Source organism: Pedobacter frigidisoli (genome assembly GCF_004331675.1).
Lineage (GTDB): Bacteria > Bacteroidota > Bacteroidia > Sphingobacteriales > Sphingobacteriaceae > Pedobacter > Pedobacter frigidisoli.
This window is the reverse complement of the sequence record NZ_SJSN01000008.1, coordinates 173938-200660: the sequence shown is the minus strand read 5'-3', so window position 1 is coordinate 200660 and position 26723 is coordinate 173938. Positions and strand designations below refer to the sequence as shown.

Below are 26723 nucleotides of genomic sequence, written 5' to 3'. Positions count from 1 at the left end.
GCAATTATTACTTAGCCCGCAAATATTATAACAATAAATATGCTATAAATTTTTAACCCGCACTAACTCAGCACAAAATATCGCGGCGCTAACCGCCACGTTTAGCGATTCAGCTTCACCGACACGAGGAATGGTTACGGGTTTATTTATCTTTTTAATAATTGCTTCAGATATTCCTTTTCCTTCGTTCCCTAAAATTACCAAGCCTTCGTTTCCCCAGTTTACCTTGTAAATAGATTCTCCATCTAACAAGGCGCCAAAAACTGGGATTTGTGTTTCCTCTAGAAGCAAATCTAAGTTTTGGTAATAAATATCAACTCGTGCAAGCGAACCCATAGTTGCCTGCACTGTTTTAGGATTATAAGCCTCAACAGTATCTTCCGCACAGATTATCTGCTTAAAGCCAAACCAATCTGCTGTTCTAATAATAGTACCCATATTACCAGGATCTTGTATGCCATCTAGCACAAGGGTAAATTGGTTTTTCAATTCTTGGGGAGCTAATTTTTTGTTTTTTGGGATATGAACCAAGGCTAAAAAACCTTGTGGGGTTTGCAGTGTACTAATCTTACCCAATTCAGCGTTGTTTACTTCAAATAAGTTTATATTTGCAGATAATTTGGGTAACAAATTGACTTGTTCACTGTTGTAAAAAATGGTATGGATTTCGTAGCTTGATTGGATGAATTCTTTTATGGATTTAATACCCTCAACCAAAAATAAACCATGCTCTTTACGATATTTTTTTTGATGTAACGACTTAATAAAACTAATCTGAGACTTTGAAAGCATACCAATACTTAATAAATATTAAACTGAAAAGCACTGCAATATTACTATTTATTATTGTTTTAATACAGGCTTGTTCATCAACAAAATATATTCCAGAGTATCAATCTATCGTAAAAAAGGTTACCATAGATAGTGTTGATGCGAAATTTCAGGAGCAGGCTTATAATTATGTTCAAAAGGATATTCGGCCAGCCTCTAAGTTTAGTATTAATGTTCCTTTGTATAATCTATTTAATACAAAAGATGGAAGATATAAAACCAGCGATATTAAGCCATTTGGTACTCCACCAGCAATTTTAGATAGTACATTGGTTGAAATATCTAGAAATCAAATTCAAAAATTTTTAAAAAGTAAGGGTTATTTTCAGGCTCAGGTAACTTCAGATATTAAGGTTGAAGATAAAAAAGCCGAAGTTAAATTTAGTGCCAAATCAGGACCGGCGTATTTTGTAGAAAAACTTACCGATTCTATTCCAAATAACAATATAAAGACTTTATACAGGGCTAATAAATCTAATTTTACACATCTGCATGTTGGTGCTCAGTATGATGAGGATTCGCTTTCTTACGAGCGTGAACAGATTTATAGGATAATGAAAGAAAATGGTTATTTCTATTTTCTCCGCCCTTACGTTAATTTCGATGTTTATGGTACAGAAGTTACCTCAAAAACAAATAAAGTTGATTTAAACCTGAACATAACCGATCCGGCAAATGATCCTCATAAACAGTTTTATATCGGTTATACTCACCTATTAATTGCCCCAAATCCAGATGGCTTGCCAGATTCTGCACGATATAAGTTGAATAAGGATACCGTAAATGGAATTGTTTATACCGATTTTTCTCGTCGTTACAGGCGCAATCCAATAGTTCGTTATGATTTTTTAAAACAGGGTGAATTGTATGACATTAGGAATGAAAACTTAACATATGATCGGCTGTATGAACTAAATATTTTCAAAAATGTAAAGATCGATTATTACAGAAGAGATAGCACCTCAAATAAAATAAATACAATTATACTGTTAACACCTCAAAAGGTGATGAGCAATAGGGTTGAGGGAGAAGTTCCATTTAATGGTGGTACTGTTGGTTTTAATATCAGTAACACCTACACCAATAATAACCTTTTTCGTGGTGCAGAACGATTCGAGCTTCAGGTAAAAGGTGGTTTGCAATCGAGAATTGGAAATGGCTCCTCGCCATTTAAGGATATTTATCAACGGGATTTTTCTATTAGTGCAAGCATTACTGTACCCCGATTGATGATTCCATTTTATAGCCCAACTCTGGGTGGAAATGGAATGCCACACACTACTTTTTCTTCGAGTTATATTTATGCGCTTCAGAAAGATGTTTCGGTAAGGCGTATTTTCATTAATTCGGTTACCTACGATTGGTTTGAAACAAAATCTAAATTGCACTCGTTTACACCGTTAAATTTCGAATACAGGTTTGGAAATTTGGAAGATAGCGTTGATGTAACAACCGTTTTAAACAATTTATACTATGCTACTTTATTGGATCGGAAAGATTTAACATTAGGCATGAAATACAATTATACTTTAAATGCTGATAAGCTTAATCAATTTAGAAGTTTTGTATACTTAAGGGCTGGAATGGATATTGCTGGAAATTTATTACAAGGAATTTCGAGTTTAACAGGTACAAAAGGCGATGCAGGAAATGGTAACCCTGCAAAAATTTTCGGTTTACCATTTAATCAGTACATAAGGCCAGAGATAGATATCAGGTGGTATAAACATTTGGGTGGCGAAAAACAATTTATTGCTCGCCTAAATACTGGTCTTGCTTATGCTTATGGAAATTCCGTTTTAACTGGAATTCCGTTCGAAAAGCAGTTTTTTGCAGGAGGATCAAGCGGGATTAGGGCTTGGCAAGCTAGAACAATTGGCCCTGGGAATTATAATAGACAAACCCTATCAAGCGCCTTAAGGAATTCATTTTTTGGACTCGACCAGTTAGGAGAGTTTAAATTAGAAACCAATTTTGAATATAGATTTACAGTAGCGAAGAAATTTTTTGGTGCAACGCTAAGGGGTGCCGCTTTTGTAGATGCTGGTAATGTTTGGAATGTTACCAAACGTACGGCGACTAATGCTAACGGCGTAGTAACCAATAATGAAGAAACCTTGCTTAAGCTGAGTAAACTGGCCCAACAACTCGCAATTGGAACTGGCTTTGGTTTAAGATACGATGTACAATATTTTGTTTTTCGGTTTGATGTGGGCCTAAAATTAAAAGATCCACAATTTACAGGTTCAGAACAATGGGTGATTAGTAAATTCTTATCTGGTGCCAGAGAATTTAAGGATAATTATTACACTTCGCATAATCCTGATACTTACCGTTTTATACAATATAACTTTGGAATAGGAATGCCTTTCTAACTAATCGAAAAGGCTGAATGATTTAGGTTTTTCTAAAGGTTTTTTAAACTTAAATTCCTTAAATGGTTGCCACCTTTTGTTGATATGCTTGTACACAGAAAATCCAGAAACCTGGAATTCTCTTTTAAATTTTTTGTCTTTAAATTCTGCGATTATCAAATCCATTACCAGAGGTTTAACATCTTTAAAGGCTAAGGTTAAATGCGGCGTAAACTTAAAATTATCTTGCTCTTGAAGTAATTTTAAAGGCTTCAATTCTTTTTTAATTTCTGCCTGAAGATTCATTATACCACTATTTTGCGCTACATCCAGATAAAAGGTATGTTTGTCAAATGAGTTAAAATTTCTTAATATTTGAGTAAATGATTCTGCAAATGAGGCATCTTCTAAAGCCTTAAAGAATTTTCTTTCTTCTTCTTGCGATGATAATTTTACTGGATTATAGAGTGTGATATGTGCTGGTCTTTTTAATGATTCGTGTACATTAAACTTCTGCGAAATGTGATTTTTAATTTCATCGATATCTTCTACAATTGTAACTGGCGGCACTAAACAAACTAAAAATAGATTTTCCATACGTTAAAATTACTAATAAATTTAGTAATTTAAAAATGAATGTCGGCCCTTTTTTTACAGTATGCTAGGAGCTCACTTAATTTTTAATACAAGCTATGCCACATAAACTGGATTGCAGCGGTATCCTTTTTGTTTTCTCTTAAAGCTTTGACAACTTTAATAGCGCTATAGAAAAAAGTTGTCAAAGCTGAAAACAAAAAGATTTAGCGTAAAGCCAGACTGACCCTTCCCAAAAGTGATACTCTTGCTTTTCAAACAGGTCAGAAGAGGTTTTTTAAGCCATCGAATATACTTTCGAAAAAAGTGCCAATATTTAAGCCAGCACTGTGGTTAAAATAAACGAAGACCAAGAACGCAATAACTACGAAAATAATTAGCTTCCTAAAGGCAAAAGCTATAACCACCAATGCAATTGGAATTACAAATAACCATAAACTATTGATTGCGTATGGACTCAGATCTGTATCTTTTTTGTAAACGTAAACGAGTTTGCTGTGTGTGCCAGTATCGTTTTGATGTTTGATGTAAATGAATGTCGATTTATCTATTGGGAGTGGTAGTACAGCTATTCCGTCATTAAATTTAAGAATCTGTGTGAAGCCACTAACACTAAAAGTATAGGTTCCGTTGATGTTTTCGTTGGGTACGTTTAGCGAATCGGCGGCAATAATGGCGAGCTTATTGTTCTTAAGCAAGTTCTCTTTTACCAAGAAATTATTAATTGCTGCGGTTTGTGCCGATCCAAAAAAACCGATTAAGCACAAAGATAATAGTAGGAGGATTCGTTTCATTCGATAGAACGTTTATTGTAAATTAAATAACCGATATGCAATAATACACCATTTCTTTTAACTGCATCATTATATAAATTATAACTTAAGCTAACCGGACCAAGCGGTGTATGGTAAACCATGCCAGCTGTTGCGGCATAACGGATTTTTGTAATTGGCTTGGCATAATCTACATCTTGAAAATTGTTTAACTCGAACTCTTTGTGAGGGAGAAATAAATAACCCTCGAGCCTAAAATCGAGATTTTTTTTGAGGTTGTAAATATTTTTAATTCCTCCTGCGGCATATGTGGTTGCTCTAAATTTATCGAGAAAAAGAGATCGACTATCTTGCAGAGGGTAGAAAGCCGGCGACATTAATAGGGTAGAATAATAATTATAGAATAGTGGCTGATTGGAAATTACGCCCTCAACCAAATAACCTAAAGTGTATTTTTTTAGGTGCAGGAAATAGTTTTCTTGCGTTAGTTTTATGGTTCCCCAATTTTGTAGCCTATTTTGACTTGGTGTTTTAACAAAGCCTGGTGTGTTTCTGAAAATGTTGCCAGGATTGTAGTTCTCTCTACCAGTAGTGTAACTTACACTTAAAGAAAAACTTTGTCCGTTGGTGGCATACTGTTTTCTATTGAGTGAATTTTTCTCCAGATTTAACGATCCTTTAAAGCCGTTAAATATGGTTTGATCGAGCAGATCGCCAACAGCAAAAGTGCTGTTTGGGCTATACCGGTCGTTGTTGTTAATGAATGTAGAATGCAAAACTATTTTAGTGTTGTAATTAAGCGGCATTCCCATCATCAAATCAATCTTTCTATCAGATTGTTCGATGTAAATTGGGTGAGGATTTTCGATAAAAATTTGACTGGTATTGTAAAAGTTCCAGTGGTTGTAGGTTAATTCTGCGGCTAAAAATAATGGCAGTTTTGTAGGATAATCTATCCGGCCATTAAGTTGAACCGATTCGTAAAAACGCCCCGAATAGAAGCTCGTACCAAAAGTGTAGGCTTTTCGGTTTAGGTAATTGTATTCTGCACCCAAAAATACATTGCTAATTGGCCTGGTAGAAATATTCCCGCCTAAATCGAGCTTAAAGCTTTTTTTCGGTTGTGCAACTACTTCAAAAGTATAGCTATCGGTTGCTGCTTGATAAGATATTTTTGGATAAACTGTTTCGAAAGTTTGATCGGCAACAAGTTTATAGTAGCCGCGTTTTATATCTTGTAAATTAAAAGTTGTTTTATCACTCTTAAAAAGTCGTTCTACATACTTCTTTTGTTGATTATTAACGCCTGAAACTGTTACGCTACTAAATTTTAGATCGGGCTTTTTGGCATTAAACTGAGCTCGCTTTCTCTCCAGCTCAGCAGGGTCCACCCTTTTACTGATCAATGCCTTAATTTTAGGCATATCTGCCATAGTTGCATCGTATCCTTTTTTAATTAAATCCTCAACTGGCGCAAAATTGGTTACACTATAATCGCCCAAATCTGGTTGTATGTAAACGCCGTTTTTGCCAATCATGGTAGAATCTGATTTAGACAGGAACATGTAGACCAAAAAGCGGTTCATTAAACGATCATCATTATTTTTAGGATATTCGTTGTAGGTTTTCGATGAAACATTTGCGCCAATAACAAAATCGGGCTTAAAATCTCTTTCCATTACATCTGCAGGGAAATTATTGTACAAACCACCATCAAAAACATATTTACCATCTAATTTAATAGGGCGATAAATAATTGGAACGGTCATTGTTGCCCGAACGGCCTCTGCTAAACTGCCTTTGCTTACAGTGATGCTTTTTTGGGAAAGCACATCGGCAACCATGCACCGATAGGGCACAAATAGATTGTCGAAATTATCTTTTGACACTGCTGACGCTTGTGAAAACAATTCCAAGAAAGCAAAATTTAAAGGAATGTCGTTAATGATGTTCGAACGGAAACTAAAATGAAAACCTGTATCAATAGCCACTTTTGCCGTTAGCATTGAAGCATTGGGTGCGTTTTTCTGGAAATAATAGGTATAATCGCTGGTGTATCTTCCGTTAACCCAATTTTGAAAATCGCTGCTTATAGCGATTTTTTCAATTTCGGCAGGAGAGTAGCCAGCGGCATACATTGCCCCAACAATGCCCCCCATGGATGTACCTGTAATGTAATCTATAGGAATGTGATTTTCCTCTAAGGCTTTTAACGTACCTATATGCGCTAAGCCTTTTGCTCCACCACCACTAAAGACTAGCCCAACCTTTTGCGCATGCACTTGCGTACAACACAAAACGAACAGGATCAGCAAAAATCTATTAAAAGTTACCACCCTCCTAAAATAAGGTTTTCTTTTAAAATTAATTCAAAATGAAAATACTGTATGTTAAAAATGATGCAAAACTTACCCAAAGGATGTATGGTATAAGGAGATAACCTGCCCATTTGTCTATTTTATAAAACATCAGTGCATTTACTACAATGATGATCAGCAAAAGGATAATCTCCGCCAATGCAAAGCCTACCTCGTGTAAATAAAAAAAGATAAAAGACCAACCTAGATTTAAGATTAGCTGAATGCAATAAATTGCAACCGTTCTTGGGAAATGTTCAATCTTATCTCGCTTAACCCAAACGAGGTAAGCAGCAATGCCGATTAAAACGTAAAGGCTGGTCCAAACAGGGGCAAATAACCAATCTGGTGGATTAAAAGAGGGCTTATTTAACGTTGGATACCAAGTTTTAACGGATTGAGCAGTTGCCCAACCGCCTAATGCGCCAACGCCAAGTGTAAGGGCTATGTTTATAATAAATGATACTGGCTTAAATTTCATGCTGCTAATTTGAGGCTAAACAACCAAAAAAACTAAATATTTTTTAACGTCCAATACCAGGTACTATAGGTAGGCTCTCATTGTTTTCGTTACCAACACTTTGAACAGCAAATAAATAATTGTCTTTACTGTAGGGTATTCTTAATTCTGTAGCTGTTGTATAAAACTTTTTCTCCCAAACAGGGCTACTGGTTTCTCGCATTAATACATAGTACCCTTTTACCGAGCCCGTTATTGGTACCTTCCAATACAAATAAGAAGAGTTACTTAAGTTTTTAACATCAATTTTTACTTCTGTTGGGGCAGCAGGTGCTTTCGCTAGGTTTGCTAAAACTGCAATGTTGACACCAGTGTTTTTGCGAAGGTATTCAAAATCCATAAATTCTTGCAAATCGCCAAAACGCACACCTTTTTCGGTTCTTAAATCTTGATGTTGATGTTCGAAATTTTCGTTCATTTCGGTAATTCTTACTGCTGTAAATCCATTTTCAACAAATGGAGTATGATCGCCACCACGCAAGAATCGATCATTTCTATAAATTAGTTTCACTTCTAATTGATCTACATAACGTTCGCCAATCTCTTTAACATAACGGGCTAACTGGCGGCTTTTGCCATCATTTTCTAATCCAAACTGACGAATGGATTTTGCGTTTTTATCAAGATCGTAACTTGGTAAGCCCTCGCTAAAAACACGAAGCCTGGTATTATCTATAATTTGTGTTTCACTGCTGTTGTTGCTCCCAATCATATCATTATTAAGCATGGCATCTATATTCCAGTTTTCTTTTTTGGCTTTCGCAGCCATAAAACCAGAACCCAAAAGCGATTGCTCCTCGCCACTAACGGCAACAAAAATAATCGTTGCAGAAAATTTAAATCGACTCATAATCCTAGCGGCCTCTATTACACCTGCAACACCGCTTCCATCATCATTTGCACCAGGAGCATCGCTTGTACGATTCATTACATCTGTTACGCGGCTATCTAAATGTCCACTCACAACATATACACGTTTATCGTTTTCGTCAGTCCCTTTTAGAATGGCAACTGCATTTCCTAATAATGTGGGTTGATCTAATCGTTTGCCATCAGGCTTAAAAGTGGTTGTATCCAAAAAAGTGGTAAGTCTGCCATCACTTTGTTTGGCGAACTGGGCAAATTTGCTCACCACCCAATTTCTTGCAGCGCCGATTCCCTTGCTCTTGCTTTTTATATCACTTAAAGTATTTCTGGTTCCGAATGCAACCATTTTAGAAATATATAATTTTAATGAATCTTGATTTACGGCTTTCACCATTTTATCGATGTCGGCATTTCGGTTTACAATCGTTTGAGCTTGTACCGATAAGCCAATTGAGGTCAGTAATAATGCAGCGTAAATTTTTTTCATCTAAGGATTAATTATCTAGCTAAGATATTGAATGATAAATAAAATTGAGTGTGTGGAAGTCAAAAAACCTGTAACATTTTGAGCATAAAAAAAGCTTCTTGATTTAATCAAGAAGCTTTTCATTATAAAATAAATGGGACTATTTAGCACTTAAAGCAATTTCTTGTTTTTGAGCTTTGTTCCAGTTACCGAATGCTTTTTTAGCAGTTGCTTTCGCAGCATTGATTTCAACATCACCCGCTATGGTTAAGTAAGTTTTTTCTGGAGAAATTTGACTGTAGAATTCTTTAACGTCATTTAAGCTTAATGCATTAATAGAACTTTCATTTACAGTTTGATCATAATCGTAATCGTGCAACTTTAAGCTTGTAATTAACTTTGCTTTTGCATTATTAAAGATTTTTTGATCAATATTAGCATTTTGAATTAAGCTAGCCATTGCAGTTAGTTCTTTTTCAAGATTAGCAGTTGTTGTTGCAAGTTTGCCACTATTATCATTAAAAGAAGTAGTTCCATTTTTTTCAACGCTTTCGTTTAGAACAGCATTTAGTAATTCTACTATGCCATCTTTCTTGTTATCGAAAGCAGTGTTATCTAAAGTAAAGCTTGCGTAAGCTTTTGGAGAACGTTCATTTTCTGAAATGATAATGTTCATTCCATTTTTAAGTTTAAATGCTACAGGTTCCTTAAAAGTTTGTGCGTTCGTAGTGTAAACTGAAAGGATACTTAATGTTGTTAATAAGATTGTTTTAATGGTGTTCATGAGATTTCTTTTATTTTTTTTGAATGATTTTCTGTTACGAAAGTATTATTAGTGCCTTGTTTATTAAAGGTTCAGTCGTTAGAAAGGCATAAATCCTAGACGAACGGGCGTATATACGTGTTAAAATTTTGAATGGTTTTCGGCAAAAGTAATATTTATTCATTTTGTTCATTCTTTATTCGCTCCAGTTATTCCTACAGGTTATGCTTAGTTTTATTTGTGACGCTAACCTGATAAAATGAATTGCTTAATAGTTGATGATAACGCAATTGCGAGAAGCACCCTCAAACATTTAATTAAGATTGAGGATGCTTTAAACCTAATTGCCGAGTGTGAGAGTGCTGCTGAAGCGTATAAAAATATTGCAAACAATAAAATTGATCTTTTACTACTCGATATTGAAATGCCGGGGATAAGTGGCATTGAATTAGTAAAAGGCTTAGGCGAAACAAAACCCTTAATTATCTTCATTAGCTCAAGAAAGGATTATGCTGCAGATGCTTTCGATTTAAATGTTGTAGATTTTATTGCCAAACCTGTAACACCAGATCGTTTCTTGAAAGCGATTATAAAAGCAAAGGAAATTTTTAAGAACAGTAACTTATTCGTTGGCTCAAAAAAGGATGAGTTTATATTTATTCGGGATTCAAATGTTATAAGACGGCTTAAATTAGCTGATATCGATTATCTAGAAGCTAGGGGCGACTATGTTAAGCTCTATGTTGATGATAAGATATATTCCATTCATTCCTCCCTAAAATCTGTTGAGGATAAACTTCCTCAAGATGTTTTTTCCCGTGTGCATCGCTCTTTCATTATTAACGTAGGGAAGATTGATACCATTGAGGGCGGCACATTAATCATCAAAAAAAGCTTTGTACCTGTATCCGATGCCTATAAATCGGCATTGAATAAAAGGATGCAAATCTTATAATTTAAATCGTTAAATGGATACTAAAGATGGCCCTGTGAATTTGAAATCTATTGATGTATTAATTATCGAGGATAATAAAGTTGATCAGAAATTACTTTCTAGTTATTTAAGGGAATATGATATAAGCTTTAAGTGTGTTGAGAATGGTTTAAATGCAATCGATATGCTCAACAAGTTCTCTTTTAGGCTGCTTTTGCTGGATATTGGTTTGCCCGAAATGAACGGTTACCAATTAACACAAACGATTAGGAACGATTTAAAACTATCAATGCCAATTGTTGCGATAACTGCGCATAATGTAGAAGATGTTAAGGCTAAATGCTTTGCGGTTGGCATGAGTGGCTGTTTCGGTAAGCCAATTGGTAAAATAGAGCTAGTGGGCGTGCTTACTCAATTTTTGCCCAAAGAAGTACTAAGCTCAGGCCAAGCGCCAAGTTATGATGTAATCGATCTAAGCTATCTTAAAGAAATAAGCATGGGAGATGAGGATTATGAAAAGGAAATAACCGGAAAGTTTATCGAAATGATAGACTTGGATTTGACAACTTTACAAAAACATTTTGCAGCACAGAATGATATTGAACTTAAAAGTTCCGCCCATCATCTACGTTCTACTATTTATATTATGGGCTTAAAAGCAAAATTAGATGCTCAACTTATGGAAATTGAGTATAATGAACTTTCTCTTGAACAGCTAGCATCTCATATGGTTAACATTGCTGCAGTTTGCAAAAAGGCAAAGTTGGAAGCGAAGATTTTCTTAAGTACTATTGGAAATTAGGCAGAAAGCTGATCTTCCTCTTTACGCAACGTTTTCCTTTCTGCGATAAATTCCTTAATCTCTCGAATGGTTTCGTCAGGCTCACAAATGTGTGGATAATGACCTGTAGCTTCCATTACCACAAGGAAATTTTTTGGGGTATTGGCATAAATATATTCTACTGCCGACGTTGGAACCATAGGATCAGCGCTGCTCTGCAGGGTTAAGCTGGGAATGGTTAAATCTTTCAATCTTTCGCGGCAATCTGTCTTAAAGGTAGCCATTGCAAAAGATAATGCTATGCTTGGTTCGGTTTGCTCAAAACATTCCAGCAAAAAGTTAGTAAGTTCTGGTTTATCATCATTATCCATCACCACCGGTGCAATTCCTTTTGCCCAGTCTGCATAATCATCTGCAATTTGGCTAAAAATCAGTTCTATATCACTTGCTTCAAAACCACCAATGTAATCTCTATCGTTTAAGTATCTTGGTGATGGGCCAATAAAAACCAACTTTTTAAATGCTTTTGGCTTCTGTAAAGCTGCAATCATTCCGATCATGCTGCTAACAGAATGCCCAACAAATATTACATCGATAAGATCAAGCGCCTCAATAATTTCAACTACATCGCATGCATAACCATCTAATGTAGAATATTTAAAATGGTTATATTGTGTAATATCTGATTCTCCCGATCCTACATAATCGAAAAGAATAACCCGATAATCTTCTAAAAAAGCATCGGTCATAAATTTCCATGAGCTTTGCGCACAGCCGAAACCATGTGCAAAAATAATCACTTGACTACCTTCGCCAAGGATCTTTACGTTGTTTCTAATTAGTATTGGATGCACAGCCTATCAGATTAATTCACAATAATATTACAAGGTAAATAATCTTTTTTTTGATCTCAAAAAAAATAAATAATGAACAGAAAAGCTATATTCGGGCGTTCAATTAAATGTATTTTGTTCATAATCATTAATTTTCGAATATTTCTAGCCAAATAACACTCAAATCTCCCTATGAAAAAGTATCTATTTTTAATTTTAGTTTTATGCTTTGGTCTGGCCAATGCACAAACTGCTGTAAGTTTAAAACAATTTAAAAAGAATGGAGCAACTGTTGCCTCCAATAAAAATATTTTAACTGTAAGTTGGCCGGTTGGGCAAGGAAACTCTGGTAAATTGATACTTGATCTTGATAATCGAAACGCATTGTTTAAAAGTTTACAATTGGGGAAACCAGGTGTATTTAAGGAAATTGTTTCCAACTTAGATCCGGTTTTTATCTTAAGAGTTGGTAAGCGAACCTTAAGTCCATCGAGTGGTGGCTGGGATGTATTTTTTGATCGTGTGCCAACAAGACCATACACTACCAACAAGGTAAACTTTAATAAGAAAAATGCAAGTATCGTTACAAATGGTTCTCAAACCGTTATTAAAATCTCAGAACTAGAATCTACAATATTTAAAGGCGAGTTAGAAATTACACTTTATAATGGAAGTCCGCTTTTTAATGTTGCAGCAGTAATGTCTAGCCAAAAAGATTCTACCGCTATCTTGTACGATGCAGGCTTAGTGAATAAATTAAATGTTTGGGAAAACGTAGCTTGGAGCGATGTAAAAGGTAAGATGCAAACAGAAAAAGTTGCGAAAACTGATCAAAGCAAAAATCTTGAGGTAAAATATCGTACCGTAATTGGTGAGAACAAAGGTGGAAGTTTGGCGCTTTTCCCAGCACCTCACCAATATTTCTATCCTTTGGATGAAGCCTTTAACCTCAAATTTACTTGGAGTGGAAGCAACTATTTAAATTTAATATCTGATTTCGGAATCGGCATTCGTCAAGATCCATTAGGCGATAAACGTTACGTTCCATGGTTTAATGCGCCACCAGAAACCAAACAGAGGCTTAATTTCTTTTGTTTGTTAAGCACTGGCAAGGCAGAGGCAGCCCTAAACGAAGTTAAAAAATTTACACATAACGATTCTTACGTTCCATTGCCAGGTTATAAAACAATGGCTAGCCACTTTCACAATGAATTTATTTCTGATGTGGTACTAAGCGGAAAAACCGTTCCAGAGAAGCCAGAATTTGTGGATGTATTAAAAAACGCGGGTTTAAATATTGTTAAGCTTGCCGAGTTTCATGGCCCAGGTCATCCAAAAGGACCCGATTCTACTCGACTAAAAGAACTTAACGCACTATTTAAACAAACAGAAAGACTCTCTAATTCACAATTTTTGTTACTTCCAGGCGAAGAGGCAAATAACTTTTATGGTGGCCATTGGTTGGCCTTTTTTCCAAAACCAGTTTATTGGGTAATGGATAAAAAGCAAGGTGTACCTTTTGAAATGAACGATCCAAAGTATGGTAAGGTTTACCACGTAGGAGATAAGGCCGAGATGTTAAAGTTACTCGAACAGGAAAATGGTTTAGCTTGGACTGCCCATGCCAGAACAAAAGCTTCGACAGGCTATCCAGATAAATACAAAGAAGAAAATTTCTTTAAATCAGAAACCTTTTTGGGGGCAGCTTGGAAAGCTATTCCTGCCGATCTATCTTTACCCACCTTAAGCAAACGTGTACTTAACTTAATGGATGACATGGCCAATTGGGGCTTAAAAAAACATATTATTTCTGAAGCAGATATTTTTACCGTTACTGAACAAAATGAAATGTATGCGCACCTTAATGTTAATTATTTGCAAATGGACAACTTGCCAAATTACAAAGATGGTTGGCAACCCGTATTGGATGTCATAAAAAATGGAAAATTCTTTGTCTCTACAGGCGAGGTGCTTATTCCAAGTTTCAATATTAACGGAAAGGGAGCAGGCGAAACATTGAAGATTAATGGCGCTAAAACAAACGTTAACATGCAGCTTAGTTGGACATTTCCACTCAGTTTCGTCGAAATTGTTTCTGGCGATGGCAATAAAGTATATAGAGAGCATATAAATTTGAATACCACTACAGCATTTGGCAAACAAACCTTTAGCTGGCCAGCTAATTTAAAAGGTAAAAAATGGGTAAGGGTAGAGGCTTGGGATATTGCCGCAAACGGAGCTTTCACACAAATGATTTGGATAGAATAGTTTTTTGATTTTTTGGGCGTTACCCGATGAAAAATCGGGTCAGGCTATACGTTACAAGTCCTCGTCCCCGATAAAGAATCGGGGACTGTGGGCTTTTCTCTACTATCCCTAACGCAAACCGCATAAATTTTAAATCATGCAAATAAAAGGATAATCGAAAAATGTTATCTTACAGCCTAATGATTTAAAAGTAGTGGTTAGGCCATAATAATTGCATGAGACGGAAGATTTTTAAAACCTTAAAGTGGATATTAATCATTTTGATATCGCTTGTGTTAATACTAGCGATTGTGACCTATTTCTATTTAAAAAAACCACTCTTCGGTAAGGCTGCGGAGGGTGCAAGATTAGAGAGAATGAAAAAATCACCGAACTTTAAGGATGGTATTTTTCATAACCTAAACCATACACCAGAACTTACTGAGGGTTATAGTTTATTAGGCGTTATTTACGATAAGCTTTTTGGTTATCACCCAAGGTTAAGTCCAGTAGATAGTATTCCTTCGCAAAAGGTTAATTTGCTCAACCTTCCAATAGATAGTAACGTTTTAGTTTGGTTCGGGCATTCATCATATTTTATTCAGTTGGATGGAAAGCGGATTTTGGTAGATCCTGTATTTAGTGGGAATGCATCACCAATCCCAGGAACAGTTAAGGCTTTTAAAGGTACTGATAGATACAAGGTTGAAGATTTGCCCAATATTGATTACCTCATCATTTCCCACGATCATTACGATCATGTTGATTATGAAACGCTAATAAAACTAAAAGCAAAAACTAAAAAGGTGATTTGTGGCCTTGGCGTTGGCGCCGATTTCGAGGAGTGGGGTTACAAACCAGCCGATATTTTAGAGAAAGATTGGAATGAAACAATTGATCTGGGAAGTGGATTTTATATTCATACCACTCCAGCAAGGCACTTTTCGGGGCGTGGTTTTACCAGAAATAACACATTGTGGATGTCGTACATTTTCCAAAGCCCAACTAAGAAAATTTTTATTGGTGGCGATGGTGGCTATGATACTCATTTTGCTGAAATCGGCAAAAAATTTGGAACAATTGATTTGGCAATTCTAGAAGATGGCCAGTACGATGTAAAATGGAAATACATTCATTTATTGCCTGCACAGGTTTTAATGGCAGCAAAAGATTTAAATGCTAAGCGCTTGTTTCCTGTACATTCATCGAAATTTGTATTGGCCAATCATCCTTGGGATGAACCTTTGGCTAAAATCACGGAGCTTAATCAAGTTCAAAAAATGCCATTAGTTACCCCAATGATAGGTGAGCTGGTTAATTTAAAAAATGATAAACAGGTTTTTAAACAATGGTGGATAGGTGTAAAATAATAGAAAGGGTTTTTGCACCCCTGCGGTTTGCGTTAGGGATAGCAGTGTAAAGCCCGGAGTGCCAATTTTTCATTGGTACGAGGACTTGTAACGTATAGCCCGCCCCGATTTTTTTTCGGGGAACGCCATAAATCTTGAAAATTTTTACGATTCTGAAACGAGCTCTGAATAATGGTTGCTACAGAATTAGTATCATCGAACTTTCTACCATTATTCTATCTTCTTCCCTTTCATCGCCGTAGAAATCGCTGCATCCATTACACGTTCCGCAAACGGACGAGTAAATTCATTCAGCTCATCTGCTTTTTTCAAAATCGTATCTTTTTCTTGAGTGGCCAAAGCGGTTTTCAAAGCCTCAATATGAACTTTTGTTTCCGCAATTTCTTCTTCAGTTAAATGTTCAGCATGTTTTTCAATGAAACGTTCGGCTGTGTAAAGCAATTGTTCGCCCTCACTGCGGGCCTCGATTAACATTCTTTGTTCTACATCGCTTTTAGCATAAGTAATGCTGTCAATCAACATTTTCTCAACAGTATCGTCGCTCAAACCATAACTTGGCGTAATTTCGATTTCCTGTTTCACGCCAGAGCGTAATTCAATCGCTTGAACCGTTAAAATTCCATCTGCATTTAGCAAGAAGTTGATATCTACTTTTGGCAAACCTGCTGGCATCGCTGGGATTCCTTTTAAATCAAACTCTGCAAGCTTACGATTCTCTTTCACCAAATCACGCTCACCTTGGTAAACCGAAATTTTCATGTTTATTTGCCCATCAAGAGAAGTAGTGTACTGGCGACCAGCTTTAGTCGGAACTTTACTATTTCGGGCGATAATTACATCCATTAAACCACCCATAGTTTCTATACCTAGGGAAAGCGGCGTAACATCAAGCAGTAAAATATCAGAACGATTCCCAGCCAAAACATCAGCCTGAATGGCTGCGCCAAGGGCCACAACTTCATCCGGATTAATATTATCTTGCGGCTTTTTGCCAAAGAAATTTTCTACCTGTTGCTTAACAAAAGGGGTACGGGTAGATCCTCCAACTAAAATCACTTCATCAATATCAGCTGTCGTTAAATCAGCATCAGCTAGAGCATTTTTACAGGCGGTAACTGTTTCCTCAACCTTTGCAGAAATTAATTGCTCAAAAGTTTGTTTATCTAAAGTGCACCAAATTTCGCCAATCTTTTCATTATATAAATTTTGGGTAGATAATGCTTTTTTAGCAGCTTCGGCTTGCAAACGTAAGGTCTGCATCAAAATATTATCCTCCGCAACAACAGCTAAATCGAGGTTGTTTTTCTCTAACCAATAGTTTAAAATGGCACGGTCGAAATCGTCGCCACCTAAATAAGTATTTCCATTCGTTGCCAAAACCTCGAAAATTCCGTTTTGAATTTGAAGAATAGAAACATCAAAAGTTCCGCCGCCCAAATCATAAACCGCAATGGTTTTTTGTTGCGATGGGTCTAAACCAATCCCATAAGCCAAACTCGCTGCGGTTGGCTCGTTCACAATACGCATCACATCTAGGCCTGCAAGTTTCCCCGCATCACGAGTGGCCTGGCGCTGACTATCATTAAAATATGCAGGAACCGTAATCACAGCACGGTTTACTGGAGTTTTCAGTGCATGTTCGGCTCTGGCCTTAAGCTCTTTTAAAATCTCCGCCGATAATTCAATTGGTGTATAAAAACGGTCGCCAGCCTGAATTTTCACCAAGGCATCGCTATCATCGTCAATAATTTTGTAAGAGAAAATAGCAGAGTGCTCGGCAACGTCTTTATACGAGCGACCAAGCAATCGTTTTACTGAAAAAATGGTGTTTGCAGGGTCTGTGGTTAAGAATTCTTTCGCCTCATTACCCACAATTGCCTCATTTTGGCTATTGAAATATACAACAGATGGAACCAAAATTCCCTTGCCAGCATCGTTAATAACTTGGGGATTTTTATCGGGATTGATGAAAGCTACCAAGCTGTTTGTGGTGCCTAAATCGATTCCCACTATAATTTCTTCTTTCTGTAATGAACCCGTGGCCAGGTTGATTGATATTTTTGCCATGGGGCGAATTTACGGAGATTGTTGCAATGTTTTGAGGTTGAAATGTTTTAATGTTGTAAAGAAAGTACAGAAGTCTGTGGTCCGAAAGTGCGAAGATAGCAGGTTAAATCCTTGTTCATCTTATAATCCCAGAATCCTGGCTAAAATCTTGTCTTATTCTGGAAATCCTTAAATCCTGATAGGAAATGAGCGGTTTGGTAATTCTTCGGGTGCTACAGCCCTGCTTTTGGTACAAGCCAAACAGAAAAAGTTTGGGCGTTCCCCGTCAATCAGGTTTATAAACAGAGGGAAAACGCTTTTGGGTAATAAAACTACCCTCGACTTGCCAGTTACAGTTTCTCAATTTAGGCTATCGTCATGCTGAATTCATTTCAGCATCTTTCTAGTATGAAAAACCCTGAAATAAACAGCGGAGCTTTCTTAAATGTCTTTAAAAATATAAGAGCAAATAAAAAATTAAGGGTGACGAATGTCCTAATCCAGAATTAAAAATTTCTTACCTAAAACACACAATATCTTCGGACTAATCTCTATTCTTCTCCTCAATCCACAGCGACATATACTTTGTGCTTTGCAGTGTATGATGATTCAAAATCTGACCTATAAAATTCTGCTGACGATGAACTAATAAATCTAATTTTTCAACCAAAGAAATAAAATTATCAGTGAATTTCAATGCAGAATACCTTTCATTAATAATCCTAACTCCATTTTGTTGAGCTAAATTCCATGCAGCTTTATCCTGATACAACAAAACTGCTTTCTCGATAAAATCCTCAAAATTGTCTTCAATAATTCCGCTCCAATCTAACGAACCTCTCATGGCTTCGGCGCCTACCGAAGTGGTTACAGATGGCGTTCCAACCTGCATGGCATCTATAAATTTCCCTTTTACACCAGCACCAAATTGAATAGGGGCGAGCAAAATCATGTGCTTTGAAATTGTTTGCTGCGCATCAGCCGCTCTTCCCCTGATAAAAAATCTTTCATTTTTATTATTCAACTGCAGCACTTTTTGAGAGGCATAAGAACCGTAAATGTTTAAGCTCGCACTAGGCAATTTTTTTCTTAACGCTGGCCAGATCTTAGTTTTTAAAACCTGAACGGTATTCCAATTTGGTTCATGTAAGAAATTTCCAATAAAAATAAAATCTGCTCTTTCTTCAAACGGAACCCAGTTTTTAACAATTTTTTCGGTGATTTCATTTTCAAGAAAAGGCAAATAATAAAGCAGCGAAGAATCAATTTTAAAAGTTTCTGCCAATATTTTCATTTCCACTTCAGAAATGATTAACGATAAATCGCAACGCAAGATTGAAGCGATTTCCCGCTTTGCGGTATCAGAAAATAAATCAGTTTCGGTTTGCTTTTTATCACTGTGCTGACGGGCACTTCGTAGTAAATGTAAATCTTCAGTATCTAAAATTCTAAGCGCATTTGGGCATTCCTGTTGAACCCGCCAACCGTATTGCTCCTCCACCATAAAGCGGTCGAACATTACCATATCAGGATTTAAAGTTTTTAGAATCGAATTGAATCTTTCATCATTCAGCTTTATTTCTTGTTCTGTAACACCAGTCGTAGAGAAATCATAACTGAAATCACTTTTAGATGCTGCCGAGGCAAAAGTGACCTCATAACCCTTGCGCAAAAATAAATCGACCAGTTGAATTATCCGAGTTCCCGCTGCCGATGAAGTCGGTTCAGGCCAGACCAATCCAATAATCAATAATTTTTTTGCTTTCATCATTTAAAATTTGTGCAAAATAAACATAACCCACGATTTAAATCGTGGGCTGTGCAGGAAATTCTTAATTTTGCAGCTCAATTATACCACCACATGTTAGGATTAAAATTGTTGACAGACCCACGTTGGGCAAATATAGCGGAATCGAATCTAGAGGAAATTTTATCTGACCATGCCTGGTGCGAACAAAAAGCAGCATCAAATGCCATTACTTTAATCACCCAAAATTCAGAGCATCAGGATTTAGTTGATGAATTAACAGCCATCGCGATTGAAGAAATGCAGCATTTCCAGATGGTAATTAATATTATAAAAGAACGTGGTTACACATTAAGCCGCGAACGTAAAGATGATTATGTTGGTCGCTTGGTAAAGTTTAGCAAGAAAGACGGAAGCAGAAATCAAGCTTTTATCGACAGACTTTTGTTTGCCGCAATGATTGAGGCTAGAAGTTGCGAAAGATTCCGTGTATTATCCTTAAATATCGAAGATAAAGAATTGGCCAAATTTTACCATGAGTTAATGGTTTCAGAAGCTGGGCATTATACTACTTTTTTAAATTTCGCTCGTAAATATAGTACCGATGTTGATGTAGATAAACGCTGGGCAGCATGGTTGGAATTTGAGGGCGAATTGATTCAAAGTTTCGGAACAAAAGAGGCGATACATGGCTAAACCCCCAACCCCCTAAAGGGGGCTTTGACTTTCTATCGTTCATGTTTGGTTTTTGATAGAAAATAAGCAATGCTTTTTCATCATGCATTGAGTTCCCCTTTTAGGGGGCTAGGGGGTGATTTCTCTCTTATGTATATTCCATAGCCAAATCACAATATCCTGATAGCTGTCGATTCCTTTTTTCTGGTTATTGAGTTTTAAAAAACTATCAAAAGCGACATCCATGTAGCCAAACATATCGCCATTATATTTACGCCAAAATTCTTTTTCGGTTTTAAAATCAGCAAGAACGCCAACTGATAATTTATCGTGGAGTAACTTGTAATCATCAGGCGATTTCATTCTGATTTCGAACAAAATATAGCGCAACATTTCATAGTTCGCAGAATATTGGTAGTTCACATCAGGACTGTTACTTGCGGTTAAATACCCTAAAAGATTTGCTTCATCTTCATAAGCAATTCCTAATTGGTGTGCAATTTCATGGCAGGAAACATAGGGTTTTACAAAATCTGGCAGCTTCATATTCATATTCGCTTCCCCAGTTAAAGGCGCATAATACCCCTCAATGCCAGCTTTACTAATTAACCACGAATTTAAAACCGCTTTTAAACAAGGATTTGAATAGCGAAATAATGGATTTTTCTTTTCCATTAGATCGTAAGCTTTGGCTGAATTGATTTCTAAATCATTTATGGAGTAAGCTGGGATTTTGCTTTGCTTAAGTTTTAAATCATTAGTCTTTTTCACAAAAAAATCGCCCAGTAAAACCAATTCTTTTACGCTATACTTTTCATTTCCAATACCTAATTCTTCACTCACACTCGGTCGGCTATAATTTAAACCCCAAACAATTTTGAAGATGATGTATAAAATCAAAAAAAAGTTTAAAACTTGCAGCGGAACTATAATTCTGTATTCTCTTTTTAAGACTTTTCTTCTTTTGAAAAATCTGATGATTCTGTAAAGTACAAAACCGATTAGTAAAGCATAAACAATATCACCTATGGCAAAAGGAAAAATTGAGGATGTAAACCTTAGTGAAGAAGAAATATAAGGATAAATGCCTGTTGAATAATATTTTTGAACAGGGGCAGGGAAGAGTCCGAAGATGTAAATCAACAGCGCTATGCTAAATATGGCGACAGCTTTTAAAGAAAGTTTTTTTATTGAGGTCATTATTTGTAATGGCCTTTTAAAGAATATATGTATAGAACATCTTCTATGACTTCATATATTATTCGATGCTCTTCGTTAATTCTTCTAGACCATTTACCAGAAAATTCGTGTTTCAGCGCTTCTGGTTTTCCTATCCCATCATATGGGTCTTCAAGAATGGCCAATATTAATTGTTCAATTTTCTTTTGTATAGCTTTATTCCCAGATTTCTTCCAAAATTTGATATCTAATAAAGAATCGTCAACGAACTGAATTTCCATCTGCTATTTCCACAAATCCTCAATAGCAATCTTAATACCTTTTCCAGCTTTTATTTGTTCTTGACCTCTTTTTATTTTTGCAACAAATTCTGGATTATAAGGACTTTCTTCAGTTTCAAAATCAATTTTCAAAACTTTCATCACCGCTTTTAAAGCTGTGGCTTGTTCTTCGTTTTTAGGATGTGCGATTAAAGTTTCCATTTTGATGTTGCTTAATAAACAAATATAACAAATCTATCTTGCAAAAGTTAGTCGCTTGCCAATCTGGTCGGTAGTGAATCTGCCTTTCTGATAAGCTAAATTTCCAGATACAAATGTGTGCGTAACGCTTGCTTGAAAGGTGTCGCCATCAAAAGGACTCCATCCACATTTGTAGAAATTATTAAGCTTGGTTACTTTCCATTCATCTTTTAAATCAACCAAAACCAAATCTGCCCAATAACCCTCGCGAATGAAACCGCGTTTTTCGATATCAAAACAAATGGCCAGATTATGAGCTGTTTTCTCCACGATTTTTTCTAATGAGATTTTACCTTGCAAGTGCATTTCCAATAACGCAGGTAAAGCATGTTGAACCAATGGTCCGCCTGATGGTGCTTGCGAATAAGGCTGGTTCTTTTCTTCTAGAGTATGTGGCGCATGGTCGGTAGCAATCACATCAATATTATCATTTAAAACGCCTGCTAAAATTCCGTTTTGGTCTTCTTCAGTTTTAACAGCAGGGTTCCATTTAATGAAATTGCCTTTCGTTCCATAATCTTTATCGTTAAACCAAAGGTGATGAACGCAAGCTTCTGCAGTGATTTTTTTATCTTTTAATGCGATTGTATTATCGAAAAGTGCAATTTCTTTCGCTGTAGAAATGTGAAGAATATGCAAACGTGTTTGATATGCTTTTGCCAATTCAACCGCTAAAGATGAAGATTTGTAACAAGCTTCAGCGCTTCGAATCAGCGGATGCATTTCGATGGTTAAATCATCGCCATACTTTGCCATAAATTCTGCTAGATTATGGCGGATAGTTGCCTCATCTTCACAGTGTGTCGCAACCAAAATTGGTGCTTTGCTAAAAATATTTTCTAGCGTTTTTTCATTATCAACCAACATATTTCCGGTCGATGAACCCATAAAAACTTTAATCCCGCAAACATTTTTCGGGTCGGTTTTTAAGACTTGTTCAATGTTATCGTTGCTGGCACCCATATAAAATGAGTAATTGGCTAAAGACATTTCAGCAGCGATATCGTATTTATCTTGAAGTAAATCTTGAGTTAAGGTATTAGGAATCGTGTTTGGCATTTCCATGAAAGAGGTGATTCCACCAGCTACGGCGGCCATACTTTCTGTAAAAATATCTGCTTTATGTGTTAAACCTGGCTCACGAAAATGAACCTGGTCATCAATCATTCCTGGTAAAAGGTATTGACCCTCGGCATTAATTTCCGTTGCATCTAGTGCCGATAAATTTTGACCGATTTTCTCAATAAATCCATTTTTAATTAATACGTCAGCAACAATTTTTTGTCCCTCATTTACAATTGTGGCGGCTTTTATCAGGTAAGAATTCATGGTTTCAAAGGTAGCAAATTAGTATTAAGTAGCGAGTATCAAGTATCAAGATTTGGGCGCATGAAAGGTGGAAATTGAGTTTTTAGCATAGGTTTAAGTTAAATAAACGTGACAGTAGCGGGCACGTAGCATCAGCCCTCGCGGCTGATTTGCGAAGTAAAGCGAATGGCAGGACCGTCTTAACCGAAGAATTACTGAAACTGCTTTACCCCTAAATCCCCTAAAGGGGACTTTGACTTCGCGATTGGGTTTGCGACTCATGACTAAAGACTCCGAACTCCAGACTAATTTTAAGCTTTAAGCTTAAAAAACCTATCTTTGTGCGCTATGGCAAAATCGTTCGAAGAATTTAAGTTAAACAGGCAAATTTTAAATGCAGTTGCCGATGCAGGTTACACCGTTGCCACGCCAATACAGGAAAAAGCAATTGCGCCAGTGTTATCTGGACAGGATATTTTCGGTATTGCCGAGACTGGAACCGGTAAAACCGCGGCTTTTGTTTTGCCGATTTTAATGCAATTGAAATATGCCCAAGGCGAAAATCCGAGGGCTTTGATTTTATCGCCAACACGCGAATTGGCGATGCAGATTGCCGAGCAAGTGAAGTTATTTTCGGTTTATACTGATTTACGTTCGCTAGTAATTTTCGGCGGAATTGGTCCGAAGACGCAAAAAGAACAGATTGCAAAAGGTGTTGATATTTTAATTGCGACCCCTGGTAGATTCCTTGATTTATATTTAGCTGGCGATATTAACACCCAAAGCCTTAAGTTTTTGGTGTTGGATGAGGCAGATAAAATGATGGATATGGGTTTCATTGGCTCCATTCATCGGATTTTGGAAATCGTTCCTCGCAAACGCCAAAATTTATTGTTCTCGGCAACGATGAGCGATTTGGTGCAGAAAATTGCAGGCGATTTTTTAAATAATCCATTGGTAATTGAGGCATCAGAACAAGCAACGCCAGCGGCAAATGTTACACAGGCTTTGTATTATGTTCCGAATTTTAAAACGAAAATTAACCTATTGCAGCATCTTTTGAAAAATGATGAGACTTTTAACCGTCTTATTATTTTTTGTAAAACTAAAACTGTTGCCGATAATATTTACAGCTTTATTGAACGTAGATACGGCGCAGCAAATGTTCGGGTAATCCATGCGAATAAAGGGCAGAATACGAGAATTAACTCTATTAATAGCTTTAAAGAGGGTAATATTCGCGTTTTGGTAGCAACCGATGTGGCGAGTAGGGGTATTGATGTAAGTGATGTGAGCCATGTAATTAACTTCGATGTACCAATTATAATTGAAGATTATGTTCACAGAATCGGTCGTACGGGTAGAGCTTTTTCTAAGGGTGATGCCATTACTTTCGCAACAGATGCAGAGAAATATTACATCCGTAAAATTGAAAAGTTAATTCGCCAATATATTCCTGTGGCTGAAATTCCGGAGGGTGTTTTTATTGATGAAACGCCTTATGAGGAACGCCAGCATATTGCGAAAGAGATTGATATGCAGAAACGCAAGGAAGACCCTGATTTTCAAGGTGCTTTCCACGAGAAAAAACATGCTGCTGCGATAGAAAAAAAGGTAAGGGAAAAGGCAAAAGCTAAGGCAGGTAAAGTTGTAAAGACTTTCAAAAAAGGTAAAAAATTCGATAAGAAAAAGTAATGAAGCTGAGGATTACGCCTTTAAATATAATTGGAGCTGTAGGATTAGGTTTAGCGGCTTTTAATATTTTAAGTCCGAAAGATAATGCGCCGCGACATATTGATATGAGTGGTTTTTATTTGCTTATTCTGGGCTGCCTGATTCTGGTTACATTTATTACCGATTTGATTTTCCGTTTCACGCTTAAAGACCTTAAAAGAATTTGGGTAGTAGAATCGATTTTCATTGTTTTCACAGCAATCTTGATAGTGATTATTCAAAAGCTAACGTAAAATATTTGTAATCATTAATCTGAGAAATCCATTTAATCGGCGTAATCACTAAAAATTAATCATCTTTGCATCCTTAAATTAAATCGGTAGAATTGGTGAAATCCTTTTAAATCGGTGAAATCAATCTTAAAAATGAGACAAGAAAAAATAACAATAACCGTTGAGTTAGATGATACTAATAATCCAGAAAACTTGCTTTGGGAAAGCACGGATGCTGGAAGTACCGATAAAGTGCCCGTGAAAGCAATGATTCTTGCACTTTGGGACCATAACTACAAAAACTCAATGCGATTAGACCTTTGGACAAAAGATATGCCTGTTGATGAAATGAAACGTTTCTTTTATGAAACTTTGCAGACCATGGGCGATACTTTCTTGAAAGCTACAAATGAAACTTTAATAGTTGAAGATTTGCGTGATTACTGTGCACACTTCGCCGATAAAATGGGGATTATTGAGGGGCAATAGGTCATTAGTCGGAAGTTGGAAGTCGGAAGTCGGAAGTCGGAAGTCGGAAGTCGGAAGTCGGAAGTCGGAAGTCGGAAGTCGGAAGTCGGAAGTCGGAAGTCGGAAGTCGGAAGTCGGAAGTCGGAAGTCGGAAGTCGGAAGAAAATGACAAACAAGTTAGGTATAATTAACCGATTTAAACAAATATACAGTTAAACATAAAATGTTAGTTTTAAATAAATTCAGAGCGTGGTTAGGCATTTTATTGTGCGTTATTGCTGGTTTCTGCCCAATGTTGAAAGTGCCGATTAAAGGTAACTGGAATCTATATCAATCTGATGCAAGATTATTTCTGATTACCTATGCAATTATTGCACTTTCAGTTCTGATTCTTTTTATCAGAAAAGTAGGCGCATTTCGTTTCATGAGTTTTGTGATGGCAATATGGTATGTTTTAGCGATAGTAGCCGTTTATTTTACCTCAAACAATTACACAAAATACGGTTTCGCCAATAAGCTAATTGGTAAAGTTGTTCATTTCCAATGGGGATGGATTGTACTTTTGGTTGGTGTTTTATTTATGCTTTTCAGCGTTAAACGCGGTGAAAAAATAATCGCTCAACCTAGCCTTTAAACTGTGCAGTAAGTTTACTTACTTCATAACCTTTTGCCTTACAGCGGGCAACAATTTCATCATGAGTTTTCTTCGGCATTGTTTGATTGCGGCTCATGATGAATAAAAATTTATGGTCTGGGTGACCAACAACTACATAAGAATAATCTTCAGCCAATTCGATAATCCAATAATCTACTTTAATTGGCCAAATAAATTGCGCTTGTAATTCGCCATTATTTCCCTCATCCGATGGAAACATCTTCGAATTTCTAGAATATATTTTCTCGTCGTTAGGCTTTTTATAAGTAGTTAACACATTGTAAAACCCATCTTTATTCAAGGTGTATTTCGTTGTAGTTTCCCTGCTTCCCTTATCAAAAATTGTTGGGATAGAATATAATGAATACCAGGTTCCCGAATATTTTTTCAAATCTAGCTTAGCCACTGGTGCATTTTTTTCCATCGGCAAATAGCTTGAAAGCATTAAAAGTATTGAGCAAATCGTTTTCATAACATCAATAGGTTTA

Annotated in this window: 25 protein-coding genes; 10 read left to right on the top strand and 15 right to left on the bottom strand. The window is 36.4% G+C overall.

The window, feature by feature from the left end:
• Positions 1-42: 42 nt before the first annotated feature.
• Entirely contained in the window at positions 43-792 is a 750-nt protein-coding gene (locus tag EZ449_RS11990; RefSeq protein WP_131559004.1) for a TrmH family RNA methyltransferase, read from the bottom strand.
• Here EZ449_RS11990 and tamL point away from each other — a divergent pair.
• Entirely contained in the window at positions 783-3206 is a 2424-nt protein-coding gene (tamL, locus tag EZ449_RS11985) for a translocation and assembly module lipoprotein TamL (RefSeq protein ID WP_131559002.1), read from the top strand. The two genes, EZ449_RS11990 and tamL, sit on opposite strands and share 10 nt — an antisense overlap.
• Here tamL and EZ449_RS11980 read toward each other — a convergent pair whose 3' ends face one another.
• The 6 genes from EZ449_RS11980 to EZ449_RS11955 all read right to left on the bottom strand — a co-directional run bounded on the left by EZ449_RS11980 (position 3207) and on the right by EZ449_RS11955 (position 9546).
• On the bottom strand, positions 3207-3782 hold the full coding sequence (locus EZ449_RS11980) for a 2'-5' RNA ligase family protein (RefSeq protein ID WP_131559000.1): 576 nt from the start codon (positions 3780-3782) through the stop codon (positions 3207-3209).
• Between the two features lie 260 nt (positions 3783-4042).
• Positions 4043-4573: a hypothetical protein gene (locus EZ449_RS11975; RefSeq protein ID WP_131558998.1), complete on the bottom strand. Its 531-nt coding sequence runs from the start codon at positions 4571-4573 to the stop codon at positions 4043-4045.
• Positions 4570-6867: a patatin-like phospholipase family protein gene (locus tag EZ449_RS11970; RefSeq protein ID WP_225872297.1), complete on the bottom strand. Its 2298-nt coding sequence runs from the start codon at positions 6865-6867 to the stop codon at positions 4570-4572. The genes EZ449_RS11975 and EZ449_RS11970 overlap by 4 nt, the downstream gene beginning before the upstream one ends.
• Before the next feature lie 49 nt (positions 6868-6916).
• Entirely contained in the window at positions 6917-7390 is a 474-nt protein-coding gene (locus tag EZ449_RS11965; protein ID WP_131558996.1) for a TspO/MBR family protein, read from the bottom strand.
• A gap of 43 nt (positions 7391-7433) precedes the next feature.
• Positions 7434-8783 (bottom strand): M28 family metallopeptidase, encoded by a 1350-nt coding sequence (locus EZ449_RS11960; RefSeq protein WP_131558994.1) that lies wholly within the window; start codon positions 8781-8783, stop codon positions 7434-7436.
• 139 nt (positions 8784-8922) lie between these two features.
• Complete coding sequence (locus EZ449_RS11955; RefSeq protein WP_131558992.1) at positions 8923-9546, bottom strand: insulinase family protein; 624 nt, start codon at positions 9544-9546, stop codon at positions 8923-8925.
• A gap of 238 nt (positions 9547-9784) precedes the next feature.
• On the opposite strand from EZ449_RS11955, the gene EZ449_RS11950 reads away from it, so the two are divergent.
• Positions 9785-10480 carry a LytR/AlgR family response regulator transcription factor gene (locus EZ449_RS11950; RefSeq protein WP_131558990.1) on the top strand — a complete coding sequence of 232 codons (696 nt, stop codon included), beginning with the start codon at positions 9785-9787 and terminating at the stop codon, positions 10478-10480.
• A gap of 13 nt (positions 10481-10493) precedes the next feature.
• Entirely contained in the window at positions 10494-11261 is a 768-nt protein-coding gene (locus EZ449_RS11945; RefSeq protein ID WP_131558988.1) for a response regulator, read from the top strand.
• Here EZ449_RS11945 and EZ449_RS11940 read toward each other — a convergent pair.
• Positions 11258-12094, bottom strand: a complete 837-nt coding sequence (locus tag EZ449_RS11940; protein WP_131558986.1) for an alpha/beta fold hydrolase — start codon at positions 12092-12094, stop codon at positions 11258-11260. The genes EZ449_RS11945 and EZ449_RS11940 overlap by 4 nt on opposite strands.
• A gap of 171 nt (positions 12095-12265) precedes the next feature.
• Between EZ449_RS11940 and EZ449_RS11935 the strand changes: the two genes are divergently transcribed.
• Positions 12266-14341, top strand: a complete 2076-nt coding sequence (locus EZ449_RS11935; protein WP_131558984.1) for a CehA/McbA family metallohydrolase domain-containing protein — start codon at positions 12266-12268, stop codon at positions 14339-14341.
• A 356-nt stretch (positions 14342-14697) separates the two neighbouring features.
• Positions 14698-15690 (top strand): MBL fold metallo-hydrolase, encoded by a 993-nt coding sequence (locus tag EZ449_RS11930; RefSeq protein ID WP_317130433.1) that lies wholly within the window; start codon positions 14698-14700, stop codon positions 15688-15690.
• Positions 15691-15900: 210 nt separating this feature from the next.
• Here EZ449_RS11930 and dnaK read toward each other — a convergent pair whose 3' ends face one another.
• Both dnaK and EZ449_RS11920 read right to left on the bottom strand, forming a co-directional pair.
• A complete protein-coding gene (gene dnaK, locus EZ449_RS11925) occupies positions 15901-17757 on the bottom strand; it encodes a molecular chaperone DnaK (RefSeq protein ID WP_131558980.1) in 1857 nt (618 codons plus the stop codon).
• 523 nt (positions 17758-18280) lie between these two features.
• Positions 18281-19507 carry a glycosyltransferase gene (locus tag EZ449_RS11920; protein ID WP_131558978.1) on the bottom strand — a complete coding sequence of 409 codons (1227 nt, stop codon included), beginning with the start codon at positions 19505-19507 and terminating at the stop codon, positions 18281-18283.
• A 90-nt stretch (positions 19508-19597) separates the two neighbouring features.
• Between EZ449_RS11920 and miaE the strand changes: the two genes are divergently transcribed.
• The gene (gene miaE, locus EZ449_RS11915) at positions 19598-20179 is read left to right on the top strand and encodes a tRNA-(ms[2]io[6]A)-hydroxylase (RefSeq protein ID WP_131558976.1); all 582 of its coding nucleotides are present in this window, start codon (positions 19598-19600) and stop codon (positions 20177-20179) included.
• A gap of 108 nt (positions 20180-20287) precedes the next feature.
• On the opposite strand, the gene EZ449_RS11910 is transcribed toward miaE, so the two are convergent.
• Genes EZ449_RS11910 through EZ449_RS11895 form a run of 4 tightly spaced genes read right to left on the bottom strand, consistent with a single transcriptional unit; the run spans position 20288 to position 23187 of the window.
• Positions 20288-21358: a DUF3810 domain-containing protein gene (locus EZ449_RS11910; protein ID WP_131558973.1), complete on the bottom strand. Its 1071-nt coding sequence runs from the start codon at positions 21356-21358 to the stop codon at positions 20288-20290.
• Positions 21358-21618 (bottom strand): Txe/YoeB family addiction module toxin, encoded by a 261-nt coding sequence (locus EZ449_RS11905; RefSeq protein WP_131558971.1) that lies wholly within the window; start codon positions 21616-21618, stop codon positions 21358-21360. Before EZ449_RS11905 ends, EZ449_RS11910 begins: the two co-directional genes overlap by 1 nt.
• Positions 21619-21621: 3 nt before the next feature.
• Positions 21622-21819, bottom strand: coding sequence for a DUF2683 family protein (locus EZ449_RS11900; protein WP_131558969.1), 198 nt, complete (start codon positions 21817-21819; stop codon positions 21622-21624).
• 33 nt (positions 21820-21852) lie between these two features.
• Positions 21853-23187 carry a dihydroorotase gene (locus EZ449_RS11895; RefSeq protein WP_131558967.1) on the bottom strand — a complete coding sequence of 445 codons (1335 nt, stop codon included), beginning with the start codon at positions 23185-23187 and terminating at the stop codon, positions 21853-21855.
• A 327-nt stretch (positions 23188-23514) separates the two neighbouring features.
• Between EZ449_RS11895 and EZ449_RS11890 the strand changes: the two genes are divergently transcribed.
• The 4 genes from EZ449_RS11890 (at position 23515) to EZ449_RS11875 (ending at position 26214) form a co-directional block, all read left to right on the top strand.
• Entirely contained in the window at positions 23515-24861 is a 1347-nt protein-coding gene (locus EZ449_RS11890; protein ID WP_131558965.1) for a DEAD/DEAH box helicase, read from the top strand.
• Complete coding sequence (locus EZ449_RS11885; RefSeq protein WP_131558963.1) at positions 24861-25133, top strand: hypothetical protein; 273 nt, start codon at positions 24861-24863, stop codon at positions 25131-25133. Before EZ449_RS11890 ends, EZ449_RS11885 begins: the two co-directional genes overlap by 1 nt.
• Before the next feature lie 132 nt (positions 25134-25265).
• The gene (gene gldC, locus EZ449_RS11880; protein WP_131558961.1) at positions 25266-25601 is read left to right on the top strand and encodes a gliding motility protein GldC; all 336 of its coding nucleotides are present in this window, start codon (positions 25266-25268) and stop codon (positions 25599-25601) included.
• Positions 25602-25803: 202 nt separating this feature from the next.
• Positions 25804-26214: a hypothetical protein gene (locus EZ449_RS11875; RefSeq protein WP_131558959.1), complete on the top strand. Its 411-nt coding sequence runs from the start codon at positions 25804-25806 to the stop codon at positions 26212-26214.
• Here the strand turns inward: EZ449_RS11875 and EZ449_RS11870 are convergent.
• Positions 26204-26707 carry a lipocalin family protein gene (locus EZ449_RS11870; protein WP_131558957.1) on the bottom strand — a complete coding sequence of 168 codons (504 nt, stop codon included), beginning with the start codon at positions 26705-26707 and terminating at the stop codon, positions 26204-26206. The two genes, EZ449_RS11875 and EZ449_RS11870, sit on opposite strands and share 11 nt — an antisense overlap.
• Positions 26708-26723 lie beyond the last annotated feature (16 nt).